The following is a 14,080-nucleotide window of genomic DNA, read 5'->3' as shown; positions in this document are numbered from 1 at the left end:
TGCTTAAAATATATCCATTAGCTTTTCAAGTTCATCCATGGTGAGATCTTCATCCCCTACATCACTAGGTGTCATCTGGGTTTCCTCCTGTGATACGCAATGTGAGATCAGCGCCTTCACACTCTTTTCAAGGAGATTCTTGAATTGTTCCATCGTACCTTCTTCAAATTCAAGATGATGATAAGAAATCGTCACATGGAGCATTGCTTGTTCTACGAAACCAACAATATCAAGTGCATGAGGCTTCTCTGATTCAGGGCTCAGCGATTGTCCTGGATGCCACGTTGAGCGGCTTAACTCAACGCCGATCTGTTCATCAAACTGACCAAGATAGTTAAAGCTGATATCTGGTGTGACATCAAATGAGATATCGTCCTTCATCTTGTCAGGGGTTAAATATTTTAATATGCCATAGCCGATTCCCTTGTTCGGAATGTGCCTGAGTTCCTCTTTTAAATGCTTGATCTGATAAGAAAGATCGTCTGCATGCGACATATCCAGTAACACAGGATACATGCTTGTAAACCAGCCGATGGTTCGTGATACATCGACCCCAGGGAGGATTTCCTCTCTTCCGTGTCCTTCAAGATGAATAAAGTGTCTCTCTTCACCTGTCCACTCTTTCATGGACAATCCTAATGCTGTCAGCAAAATATCATTGATGTCTGTTTGGTATGCTTCATGTACATCTGTCAGCAGACTGCGTGTTTCCTTCTCAGACAATGTAAAGCGAATGGTCTGAGTATGAAGCATCCGTTGATCCTCCGTCACATGATCCTTTTGAAGCGGTGTAACGGAATGTGCAAGTACCTTTTTCCAATAAGCTCTTTCCGATAGCAGTTCATCTGACATCGCGTATTCCGTCAGCTTCTGGGCATATTCTTGGAAGGAGTGTGTTTTTTCAGGAAGTGTCAGGTCTTCCCCCCGCTTCGACTGTTCATAAAGAGCCATAAAATCTTCAAGGAAAATACGCCATGACACACCATCGATGACAAGATGGTGTACAGCGAGCAATAAATGATCCCCTTGATCCGTTCGGAAAATGGCTGGCTTCACTAAAGGTCCCTCCGCCAGCGATATACTCGCCTGCACTTCATTTGCCAGCTTTTCTACCTGCTGAATTTGCTGCGACAGTTCCCCTTGTACTTCCATCACATCAACAGCCACCATGTTTTCCTCAATTCTTCGATGACGCTGGATCATGCGCCCTTCTTCAAGCTGATACACCATTCGCAAGGCATCATGATGGAACATCAGCTGCTCCAACACTTGCTGAACGATGGCTTCATCCAAGCCATTTAGCGCATGGAGCATAACCGATTGGTTCCAATGGTGCTGACTCGTAAAGTTTCGCTCAAAGAACCAGCGCTGAATCGGTGTGAAAATGACTTCCCCTTCAACTGGTGATTGGTCGGCTGTTATTTGATCAGCTTCTTCAATATATGGGCGGAGCTTCGCAATCGTTGGATATTGGAACAATAGCTTCATATCAAGCTTCCAGCCCGCTTGCGTGAGTCTGCTTGCCATTTGAATGCCTTTAATCGAATCTCCGCCAAGGAAGAAGAAGTGATCGTGAATGCCGACTTGGCTCACGCCAAGGACATCTGCCCAAATACCGCAAAGCAGTGTTTCAATTTCGTCTCTTGGCGCTTCGTATGCCGTTTGGTTTGCTTCCATATCAGGCGCTGGCAATGCTTTTAGATCGACTTTGCCATTTGCCGTCATCGGCAGTTGGTCTAGCTTGATGATCCATGAAGGCACCATATAGTCTGGCAACGTGCGTTTTAAGCTTTCTTTTAAGTCTTCTGTTTCATTCTCCGTGATGACATATGCGGCAAGGGCGTCTTGATCGCTTGCATCTTTCACCGTTGTCACGACTGCTTCTTTGACTGAATCCAGCTCAAGAAGCTGAGCTTCAATTTCTGATAGCTCAATACGGAAGCCTCGGATATTGACCTGATGGTCTTTTCTGCCGAGATAGATCAGCTCGCCATCCTCTGTCCATTTCACTAAGTCGCCTGTACGGTACATGCGCTCACCTGGATAAAATGGATCTGGGACAAATCGTTTGTTGGTTTCCTCTGGAAGATTCCAGTACCCTCTTGCCAGTCCTTTCCCCGCAATCACTAGCTCACCCGGTACGTCTGGCGGCGAGAGGTCATATAACGAACCCATAATGTAAAAACGGGTATTGGCAATCGCTGTTCCGATTGGAAGCGTTCCTTGATCTGGATTGATAATCCCGCTTGTCGCCACGACTGTATTTTCCGTCGGACCGTAGTTATTAACGAGTTTATATGGAACAGGCTTTACCTGTTTCAACTTGTCTCCGCCAGTCAGTAGGTAGCGCAGTGAATGATTGTCCATTGACATAAACTGCTCGCATAACTGGGTCGGCAGGAACGCAATGGTGATACCTTCTTGATTGAAATACGCATTGAGCTTGATCATATCGAGACGAATCGCTTCATCGATGATGTGCAGCTCTGCGCCGGCGATCCATGACGGGAACATTTCCCAAATGGAGGCGTCAAAGCCAAAGCCGGCATATTTGGCGGTTCGATCCGCATTTGTCACTTGGAAGGCATCATTATGCCAGAAAGCAAGATTGACAAGGGACTGGTGCTCGACCATGACACCCTTCGGCTGTCCAGTCGTTCCAGATGTGTAAATCATATAGGCGAGATCTGTTGGTTTCATATGAACCTGAATCTCTTTTGCTTCGCCTTCTACCGCATCTTCTATCAGCAGGACATGACCTGTGAAAGAAGTTGGTGCAGTCAATCCTTTTTGCATCAGAAGTACCTCTGCCCCGCAGTCATCTAGCATGTACGCAATACGCTGAGCCGGATAATCCGCATCGATTGGAACGAATGCCGCACCTGCCTTCAAGACGCCAAGGACAGCTGCCGTCATATCAAGGGACGGACGGGTGAGAATGCCGATGCGATCTCCTCGTTTTATGCCGTTTGAGATGAGCCTTGAAGCGACTGTATTCGCCCGACTGTTCAGTTCTTCATACGTCCAGCTTATTCCGCAGAAGGTTGCCGCTTTTTGGTGCGGTGCTTCAAATGCTTTAGCCTCGATCAGTTTATGAATGGTTTGATCTGACGGAACGTCTAGGACAGGACCTGACCATTCACTGAGCAGTTTTTGCTGCTGCTTCGATGATAATAGCTGCATTTGATCTAGCGATTGATCTGGCGCTGATACCATTTGTTCCAATAAATGAAGGAAATATTCCTTCCACTTTTCAATCGATGCCTGTTGATAGATAGAAGAATTAAAATCAAACACAAGCTCAATATGATCAGCCGATTCGTTTCCAGTTAAGGTCAAATCAAATTTGGCGATGTTCTCTTCGAATGGCTGTGGAACAATGTGAAGTCCATCCATCGTTAAGTCACGGATATCCGCATTTTCCATTGAGAACACCACATCAAAGATGGGATGACGGCTAGTGTCTCGAACCGTTTGCACTTGGTCTACCAATTCTTCAAATGGGTACAGCTGATGCTCATTTGCCTCTAACACAAGCTGGTGAACATTTGAAGCAAATTCTGCAGCTGTCTGATGTCCTGCTGGCTTGGTTCTAAGTGCCAGCGTATTCACAAACATACCGATGACAGATTGAATATCAGGATGAGTTCTGCCTACAATCGGAGAACCGATGATGATATCTTCTTGTCTCGAAAGCTTGCTTAAAAGGGTACTGTAGCAAGTGAGCAGGACTGTATACGTCGTGCTGTTGAGCGCTCTGACCAGCTCATCCAATTTCGCTTTAAGCGACCCATCGATTGTAAAGGAGACACGCTCTCCTGCGAATGTTTGCACTTTTGGTCTTGGCAGGTCTTCCGGCAGTGCCAGTACAGGTAGCTCTCCTTGTAATTGCTCCAGCCAAAACGCCTCTTCAGCTCTTTTTTGTGCAGCAAACGTCTCACTTTTTGACCAAACCGCATAATCCTTATATTGAACAGGTAATTCCTCTAGTTTGTCTCCTCGATACAAGGCTGAAAGCTCCTCAATTAAAATGCCAACAGATGCGCCATCTGAAATGATATGATGCATATCAATCAGTAAATAATGGACATTTACGGAAACAAAAACTAGACCTACTCTGAGTAAAGGCGCCTTTCCTACATCAAATGGACGGATAAAGTCATTCATCAATTCCTGTATGTCTCGTCCGTTCCCTTCGATTTTTTCAATGTCTGCAGAGATATTTGTTTCAATCCGCTGAACAGGTTCATTCTGAACGAAATCAAAGCTCGTTCGGAATGCTTCATGACGATGGACAAGCTGTTCAATCGCCTTTTCAAATCGTTTTTCATCAAAGGTCCCTTCCAGCTTTAAAGCAGCCGGCATATGATAGCTTTGCTCCGCATCGGTCATTTTCTCCAATACAAACAGTCTTTTCTGAGCAGATGTCACTGGATAATAGGCTGCCTCTTCGGCGATCTCCACTCGCTTAATTTCCGTTTGATCCGCTTGATCAACCGCCAAGGCAAACGCCTCTAAAGTTGGGGATTCAAATAAAGACTTCAAAGTGAGCTCCACGTGCATCTCTTCATACAGCCTGTTCAGCATTTTCATGCCGCGCAGCGAATGGCCACCGCATTCAAAGAAATGATCGTCCCTGCCGATTCTCGGCACTTCAAGAACTTCCTCCCAAATGCGCGCTACGTGATGCTCTGTTTCGGTTTGAGGAGGGATGTACTCATTTACCCCCTGCTCACTTAGGTCAGGCACCGGTAAGGCGCGCCTATCTACCTTGCCGTTATTCGTCAGCGGAAGCTCGTCTAATTGCATGAAGAACGACGGCATCATATACACAGGCAGTTCACGCCCTGCTTGCTCGCGCAAATCAGTTAATGAGACAGACCCTTCTGCTGTGAAATACGCACATAATGTATCATTTGGAGCTGCAATGACGACGGCTTCCTTCAATTGCGGATGTCGCAGCAGCTGATGCTCAATTTCTCCAAGTTCAATACGCTGACCTCGAATCTTCACTTGATGATCAATCCGTCCAATGAATTCAATCTCTCCATTTGACAGCCATCGTGCAAGATCACTCGTTTTATACATGACCTCACCAGGGCGGAAAGGATTTTCCACAAATTTTTCGCTTGTGAGTTCTGGCTGCCCATAATATCCTTTCACCAGTCCATCACCAGCGACACATAGCTCTCCCGCAACACCCGGCGGCTGCACATGTCCAAATTCATCTACAATGTAAACAGCCGTTTGACTCACTGGCTTTCCAATTGGAATAGACAACGCATGCTTCTCAATGCGATTCACAGTATAATACGTAGTAAAGATCGTGCTTTCAGAAGGACCGTACATATGAACAAGCTTGCCTTCCCCCACCGTTTCAAGTGCAGTCATGACATGAGGCACGGAAGCTCGCTCTCCGCCAAACAGAACTTTTCTGACGTTCTTCAGGCTGTCTTTTTTCATATCGATCAGTAAGTGAAAAAGAGCTGTCGTGATCATTAAAATACTGACTTTTTCCTTCTCAATCGCTCCAGAAAGCTCATTCATATTTAAGATATGGTCCTTTGGGAGAACAATCAGTTTCGCTCCGTTTAATAAAGCACCAAACACATCAAACATAAAAGCATCAAATACATAGTTTGATAGACTCATCACCGTGTCTTCATGATGAATGGTAAGATAATTTGATTGCTTCACCGTTCTCAAAATATTCCGGTGTGTCACCATATTTCCTTTCGGCTTGCCAGTTGTACCAGATGTATAGGTCAAATTCGCCAAGTCCTCAGGTAAAATAGGTATGTCTATATTGCTGCCTGACTGCTGAACAATCAGTTGATCTTCTGTTTCGACGACGGTTCCCTCAAAAGAAGCGAGTACCGAACGTTGGCGCAGCACCTGGTGTGTCAGTAAAAATTGTGCACCGCTATCTGTCAAAAAGTGCTTCACGCGCTCATCAGGGAAATCAGGATCAATTGGTACATAGACGCCGCCCGCCTTAAGTACAGCTAGAATAGAGAGTACCATTTCATTGGATCGCTCAAAGAATAAGGCCGCTTTCATCCCTCTTTCAAACCCATGTTCACGCAAATAATGAGCCAGCTGGTTCACTCGGTCATTCAGTTCTTGGTAAGAAAGAATCACACCTTCACATTGGAGTGCAGACTTATGACCATGCTCCTGTACCTGTGCTTCAAACTGCGTCACAATGGTTTCTTCTGCCGGATAAGGCGTCGGTAACGGATTCCACAGATTCAGTTGAGCTTCCGCTTCCTGTTCAGACAGTAATCGATAGGATCGAATCGCTTCCTCCGGCGATTGGACCATCTGCTCCAGCAAATACATATAATGATGCAGCATTTGCTCGGCTGTACTTCGTTTAAATAGCGCCGTACTGTAATCGAGGACAAAGGATAAACCTTGATCTGACTCCATCGCTTGCAGTGTTAAATCAAACTTTGCAATATGGAAATTGGTTTCTTCAATTTCAACTTGCATCTCTCCAATATGCTGGGCTGCTCCATGATCTGGCATGAGTGTAAAAACGGTATCGAATAAAGGATGACGGCTAAAATCTCTTGGTACATTCAGCTTTTCAAGCAGCCGTTCAAATGGATATTGCTGATGCTCAAATGCATGCATCGTCTTTTCCTTAACTTGCTCGATCAACTGCGACACGGTTCCATTCGGATCAACCTCTGACCGCAAAGCAAGTGTCTGGACAAACATGCCGATCATGTCATCCAGGTCTGCATGCACACGCCCTGCCGCCGGTGTTCCAACCACGAATTCCTTTTGACCCGTGTACTTCGCAAGCAATGTATAGTAAGCAGAAAGCAGAACCGTATACAGTGTCGTGTGGTGTTTTGCCGCAAGCTCCTGCAATTGTTCCTTTAACGTTTCATCTATTTCTTTGATCACACGATCCCCTGTGAAAGACTGGACCGCTGGGCGTTGATAATCGGTCATCAGCTGTAAAGCAGGAAGATCACCCGAAAATTCCTGCAGCCAGAATGCCTCTTCTTTTTGAAAATCTTGTTGTTCTTGCCAAACAGCATAATCTTGATATTGAAGCTTCAATGGTGCTTTGACCGATCCCTCGTAAGCATCTGACAGCTCACGCAGCATTAAATCAATCGAAAGACCATCTGAGATGAGATGATGCATATCGAAAAAGAGCAGGTGCTCCTGATCATGTAATGACTTCAAGCCAATACGAAGAAGTGGTGCACACTCAAGGTCAAAAGGTCTGACAAATTGCTGCATATTTTCTTCCATCGTGCCGCCTGTCAGCTGCTCTATTTGAAATGGCACTGATGGAGCTACCTGCTGACATGGAACACCTTTCAACGTATGAAAAGAAGTACGCAGCATATCATGACGTGTGATGAGTCTTTCAAAGGCTTCAGTCAGCTTCTCTCGCTGCAATGTTCCTTTTAACCTCACAACAGCTGGCATATGGTATGCGGTGCTTTGCTCCAATTGACTCACCATATAAACGCGCTGCTGTGGAGGTGACAATGGATAGTGGTCTGCTGCCGGCGCTTTTGGTATCACCGTTTCAGAAGATGTTTCCGCTTGCTCAATGTAGGCAGCCAAAGCGGCAATGGTCTGCTGTTCAAATAAAATGGAGAGCGGCACTTCCACCTGAAAGTCTCGCTGAACATGTGTGAGTACTGTCATCGCTTTAAGTGAATGACCACCTCGCTCGAAGAAAGAATCATATACACCAATCTTCTCTTGACCAAGGATTTCTTCCCACAAACGCACAAGCTTCGTTTCGAGATCGTTTCTAGGTGCAGCATATACAGCATGAACTGCTTTGTCGCCTTTTAAAGCAGCAAGTGCACGACGATCGACTTTGCCGCTGACTGTGAGTGGAAATGCATCGAGCTCTTTGAAATAGAGCGGCATCATGTAAGCTGGAAGCTGATGTTTGATAGCGGCTTGCAGCATGTCAACTGACACACCTTCTTGACGAGCTTGATAGTAAGCACTTAACGCCTTTTCCCCGTCCGCTTCATCAACCACAAGTACGACAGCTTGATCGACTCCATCTACCTGCTCCATCACTGCTTCAATTTCGCCTGTTTCTATGCGGTAACCCCTTATTTTTACTTGATCATCCATTCTGCCAAGATAATCAATCGTGCCATCCGGAAGCCATCTGACTAGATCCCCCGTTCGATACATACGCTCGTGTGGAGAAAACGGATCTGCCGTGAATACCTTCTCCGTTAATTCAGGCTGATTCACATAGCCTCGTCCAACACCTATCCCTGCAATGCATAGCTCTCCAACAGCCCCCTGCACCTGTAATTGATCATGGTCATTTAAAATATAAAGACGGTGATGACCGAGTGGTTTTCCGATCGACACATAACGCTGCTGTTCAGATGATTCGCGCAGCTCACTTAGTTCCAGACGATGAACCGCCGCATCGACACACGTCTCAGTCGGACCATACACATTCCACAAAGTAAAATCAGGCTCACTCATACGAACCGCTTCGATAAGAGAGTGTGCTGCTTTCGCAGGCAATGCTTCTCCCCCAATCAACATGTGTGTCAATGACAGCCCGTCCAAATCCGCTGCAAGTAAAAGCTGCACATGCGCCGGTGTTCCGTCTGCTGCTTCAATTTGATGTTTTTTATAATAAGCCGCTAATTGAACACCATTTCTCGTCGTTTCTCGCGGGATGATATGAAGCGTATGCCCAAATAAAAGAGCAGCAAAGATTTGTTTCACCGATGCATCAAAATGGAATGGTGCAAGAAGCGCCATTTGAAGCTCACTCGCCCCTTGATAAATCTCATGATGCAAGGCATGGACCAAATGATGCAGCTGAAGATGCTCAATCATGACGCCTTTCGGCTTTCCAGTCGTACCTGATGTATAAATCATGTAAGCCAAATCCTCAGGTGCCGACTGATTTACAAGCTCAGGCAGCAGACCATCATCTAATTCGATTTGCTGCTGAACGACCATTTTTTCCGAGAGGGCACGGTATGTTGAAACGAACGATTCCTCTGTTAACACAATGGAAGCACCAGAATCCTCCACAATATATTGAATGCGCTCCTCAGGTAATGCCGGATCAATCGGTACATATGCCCCGCCAGCCTTTAATATGCCGAAGATCGCCACCATAGCATCTGCCTTCCGATCCATTAGGACAGCAACAGGCACATCACGCGAGACACCTTTCATTTGTAAAAACCGCGCCAGCTTTTCTGCCTTTTGATACAGCTCTCCATAAGTAAATGCTCCATTTTCCGCTACAACGGCTGTCCGCTCTGCATACTTATTTGCTGTCTCATCAAACATGTGGTGAACCTGTTTTTCAGCTGGTTTTTCAAACGGGATTCTCTCAGATAGTTGCAGCAGTTCCTTTTGTTCATCTGATGGAAGTAAAGGAAGTGTCCCGATCAACTGGTCAGGCTGAGAGACCGCCGCCTCTAGTATGATCAAAAATCGATCAAACATTTTACTGATTTCTTCTTCGGTGAATACATCTGTACGGTAGTCCAAATCAATGGTCAATGTATCTGTATCCCAGCGGTCCTTTACATGGATTGAAATATCATTCATTCCGCTCCCGCTAAAAATCGGTTCAGTAATAAAAGACAGATTCTCTTTTTTCTGCCACTGCATGACCTGGTATTCTAAAGAAATATCAAAAAGGCGCCCTGTAAACCCTTCTCTTTCTCGCAAATCATTCATGAGGAGATTGTAAGGGTACTTTTGGTGACGCAAGATCTTCATTTGATCCGCCATGACCTGTTTTACGAAATCAAGAAATGTTTGCGACCCATGAACAGATGCACGCATTGGAATCGTGGAAACAAACATACCAATCATCTTTTTTTCTTTGGCATTCGTTCGGTTGCCCATAAAGGTTCCAAGAACAACATCCTCCAAGCCGCTAAAACGATGTAAATATACATAAACAGTGGACATAAACATCGAGAGCATACTGACTTTCTGCTCTTCACAAAAAGCACGAAGTTTCTCCTTCAAAGAATCTGGAATATCCCCCGAAAATCGCTGCGCATGTAAACTCATCTCGTATCCCTTATGCGGTTTTAAAGAAGCGAAATCTGGAATATTGGCAAATTGCTCATTCCAAAAGGCTTGGTCTTTTTGAAATCGTTTAGAAGTTTCATAGCTTTGCTCACTCATGATGTGATCAACGAAGGAAATCTCCTCAACCGGTGAGATGTCTACCCCGTGCAGCATGTCCTGGTATAAGTCGATAATGCGATTTCCCATCAAGATAATCGAGATACCATCCGCCACAATATGATGTGCTTTACAGAACAGCCAGCACTCTTGATCACTGATTTGAAAGACCGTAAATTCAATCAAGGGGCTGTCAATTAACGGCATTGGCTCACGGATTTGCTCATTCGCCCAAGCCCTCACTTCTTCTTCACTCCAGCCCTTCTCCATGCGAATCGGCTGTTCTTCATAAGGCTTCATATATTGAACAGGCTCCTCCTGCTCATGTCGATACACCAGCCTCAAACGAAGGGAGTCAGTTTGGCGAATGTACGCTTGAAGCACGTCAACGACTAAAGATGGATCTAAACCTGATACCGATCTCAATCTGGCGAATCCACCCAAATTAGAAATACTTGTACCTGGATAAAATCTTTCCGTGTAGAATACTCGCTTTTGCGCATGTGTTAAGGGGTAATAAACTGTATTCATTCTTATCCTCCGCCTCTTCTATGTTTTCTCCACCAATGTGACACCCTGAACCCTCTATATCAAAAGAACCAAGTCTATTTGATTAAATAGACGCAATACGGAAAGAAGCCCACCCCGAATAAAACGGAGGGACTCCCATTTTGATTCGGTAACCTGCCGACCATAGTAAAAAAGCAACATTTACCTTAGGACATGGCTTTGCGTCTCTACGTTTCCATAGATTTGCCTTTTTCTTCTTTTCTTTTTAAATATTTTCTATTTACGTCCACTTTATATGAAATTATTGTTTTTTTCACCGAAAAATGGGTGTAAAGATTCATGCGTTATACCGAATGAATCACATGATAATTTACGATATTTACCGAAAATAACTAATAATAGTTGCGTTCAACCGAAAATAATCGACTAAATACCGCAAAAATTTCATGTTTCCCCTTAAAATTTGCAAATATGACCGAAAATGCAGGATAGAGGTCTCCTTTCATTCTCCAAAATTTCTTAAATCTTAAGAACTATATTCCCTGAAAAATTGAAAATATTTACCGTAAAAACAACACAAAAAGAGCTGCCATTTCAAATGACAGCTCCCTTGTTTCTTCATTATATTTACATCACCTTAGACAGGCCAATCGTTTTCTCAATGATGAGCAACGCAATGATAGAAATGATAATAAATATGACAGATATCGCATTGACACTCGGATCAAAGGTTTGCTCAATGTAATTAAACGTCCTGATGGGAATCGTAATGGTTTGGGGAGAGGAAACGAACAAACTGATCGATATTTCCCCAAATGACGTCACAGCTGAAAACACCCCGCCTGCAATAATTCCTGGCTTAATCAAAGGCAGCGTCACTCGAAAGAATGTGCGAATGGGTCCTGCGCCAAGATTCATTGAAGCTAGCTCAAGCCGCGGGTCCAAATTCGAGACATTGACGCCTACTGTTCGAACCACATAGGGAAAGCCAATAATGACGTGACCTATGACAAGCGCCCACAAAGATCCCGTAAACCCCATAGCCGTAAACAAATAAAGCATGGCAATCCCTAACACCACTTGAGGAATCATAAGAGGTGACAAAATGAAGGCTTGGATGGCCTCCTTTCCCTTAAAGGAAAGCCTTGCTAAAGCATACGAAGCCATCGTGCCTAAAAGAACCGTGAGAGGCGTTACGATGAATAGCAAAATCACACTAATACGCAGAGACTCCATCCATTCTGGATTCGACACAACCTCTTGAAACCAACGAACGGAGAACGAAGTCGGCGGAAATTCAGGAAAGGCATTTGGACTAAAAGCAGATAGGACAATGACAAGAACAGGTATGGTTAAAAAGAGATAAACCAATGACCCAGCAGTCCAAATCAGGATTGAAAGCAAGAGGTCACCTAATGATTTTTTACGCATGCATCCTCGCCTCCCAACGCTTCAATAGATAGCTTAATAAACTGACCACCACAAGCACACAAACCAATAACGTAAAGGACATCGCTGCAGCAAGAGGCAAGTTATACACCTGCATGACCTGCTGATAAATAGACAGCGGCAGCAGAGGCTGCATCCTTCCGCCGACTAACAGCGGGGTGATATAGCTCCCAGCCGCCAGTGAAAAGACAATAATAGCTCCAGTCACCATACCTGGAATGGTCAGTGGAAAGGTCACATGAAAGAAGGTTCGAATACGTCCAGCTCCTAGACTCATAGAAGCCGGTCGTAAATGACGATCCATATCGGTTAAGCTCGTCGCGATAGGCAGCACTGCAAAAGGCAGCATGACCTGAACATAAGCAATAATCACCGCATTCATATTCCACAGCATAGAGAGCGGCTTTTCAATCACATGTAAATCTAATAACATGCCATTGACCAGACCATTTTGCGAAAGAAGGACAATCCATGCAAACGTCCGAATCACAACACTTGTCAAAAGCGGCGAGACAAGTAAGATATAGAAAAATGCCCGCAAACGCGGATGAGGTGCCTTGACAAGCACGTATGCTGCGGGGTATGCCATCAATAAACAAATTACCGTTGTCTGCAAGGCTACCCACACTGTACTTCCAATCGCCTTCACATACGCATCTGTCGTGAACACATGAATATATTGAGAAAAGCTATATGTTTGTAATGTATTCATCATTGAATCCACATCGCGAAAACTGAGGACGAACATCATCACAAGCGGCGCTAGAAGAAATACAACAAGAAACAAACACGCAGGCAGCAACATGAACCAATGAAATCGCTGATTCTTTTTCTTGATACGCATCACGTATGCACCTTCGAATCTAGGAAAACGATATCTTCAGGCTGCCAATTGATATGAATTGCTTCTCCAGCTTTCGGCAGTTCAGGAAATGCTGCATCAGAAGCATGGACAATCATTTCACCGCTATCGAGCCCCACCACCAAACGTAATGAGTGACCAATATAACTGACATCTGCCAGCACGCCTGATACATGGTTGGGCTGAACGTCTTCCCACTCAGAAGATATGCTGATTCTTTCTGGACGGAGCATGAGTAAATGATTCCCCTTCTTCTCTTGGTGTGCCGCAGCCTTTAACTCAACATGCTGCCCGTTTGACTGGGTTAAATGAGGAACGATAAATGCAGCTTTAGCTTCATCATATACTGCTTCAAATAGGTTCACCTGTCCGATAAATTCAGCAACAAATCGATTGTTTGGCTGGCGATACACCTCTAAAGGCGTCCCAATCTGCTGGATTCTTCCCTCACCTAAAATCCCAATCCGATCAGAAAGGCTTAATGCTTCCTCTTGGTCATGGGTCACGAGGATGGTTGTAATTCCGACATTCCTTTGAATATTTCGAAGCTCTGTCTGCATATTTTTTCTAAGTTTTGCATCTAGGTTACTGAGCGGTTCATCAAGAAGAAGAACAGACGGCTGAATCGCAAGCGCCCTTGCAATCGCTACCCGCTGCTGCTGTCCACCACTTAATTGATGCGGCATACGTTTCGCAAACGCCTCTAATTGCACAAGAGACAAACATTCCATTACTTTCTCTTTGATTTCTGCCTTCTTTTTCTTTTGAACCTTTAACCCGTACGCCACATTATCAAATACGGTCAGATGCGGAAAGAGTGCATAGCTTTGAAAGACCATACCCGTTTTTCTTTGATAAGGCGGTAAAGTCGTCACATCCTGATCACCAATATAGACGACACCTTTTGTTGGCTCTAAAAAACCGCCAATGATGTTTAATAACGTTGATTTTCCGCAGCCGCTAGGGCCAAGAAGGGAGAAAAACTCTCCCTCATTCACCGTAAGACTGACATCGTTAAGAGCAATCTGCTCGCCGAAATGCTGGCTGATATGTTCTAAATGGATTCCACTCATGCGATCA

4 protein-coding genes and 1 riboswitch are annotated in these 14,080 nt (G+C 44.8%); all 4 genes read right to left on the bottom strand.

Going from position 1 to position 14,080, the window contains the following annotated elements:
• Positions 1-3 precede the first annotated feature (3 nt).
• The gene (locus C6348_RS12830) at positions 4-10,710 is read right to left on the bottom strand and encodes a non-ribosomal peptide synthetase (RefSeq protein WP_189293941.1); all 10,707 of its coding nucleotides are present in this window, start codon (positions 10,708-10,710) and stop codon (positions 4-6) included.
• A gap of 144 nt (positions 10,711-10,854) precedes the next feature.
• Positions 10,855-10,947: riboswitch (cyclic di-GMP riboswitch) on the bottom strand.
• Between the two features lie 369 nt (positions 10,948-11,316).
• A complete protein-coding gene (locus C6348_RS12825; protein ID WP_106043397.1) occupies positions 11,317-12,120 on the bottom strand; it encodes an ABC transporter permease in 804 nt (267 codons plus the stop codon).
• Positions 12,113-12,982, bottom strand: coding sequence for an ABC transporter permease (locus C6348_RS12820; RefSeq protein WP_034664145.1), 870 nt, complete (start codon positions 12,980-12,982; stop codon positions 12,113-12,115). The genes C6348_RS12825 and C6348_RS12820 overlap by 8 nt, the downstream gene beginning before the upstream one ends.
• Entirely contained in the window at positions 12,982-14,073 is a 1,092-nt protein-coding gene (locus tag C6348_RS12815) for an ABC transporter ATP-binding protein (RefSeq protein ID WP_034664147.1), read from the bottom strand. Before C6348_RS12815 ends, C6348_RS12820 begins: the two co-directional genes overlap by 1 nt.
• Positions 14,074-14,080 lie beyond the last annotated feature (7 nt).

The sequence above is a fragment of the Bacillus sp. YBWC18 genome (assembly GCF_002998775.1).
Lineage (GTDB): Bacteria > Bacillota > Bacilli > Bacillales > Bacillaceae > Bacillus.
Note: the sequence above shows the minus strand (reverse complement) of the source record. Positions and strands in the feature narration are given on the sequence as shown.

Coding starts and splice junctions, on each gene's coding strand:
- C6348_RS12815 (WP_034664147.1), bottom strand. CDS start 14,073: ATGAGTGGAATCCATTTAGAACATATCAGCCAGCATTTCGGCGAGCAG.
- C6348_RS12820 (WP_034664145.1), bottom strand. CDS start 12,982: ATGCGTATCAAGAAAAAGAATCAGCGATTTCATTGGTTCATGTTGCTG.
- C6348_RS12830 (WP_189293941.1), bottom strand. CDS start 10,710: ATGAATACAGTTTATTACCCCTTAACACATGCGCAAAAGCGAGTATTC.
- C6348_RS12825 (WP_106043397.1), bottom strand. CDS start 12,120: ATGCGTAAAAAATCATTAGGTGACCTCTTGCTTTCAATCCTGATTTGG.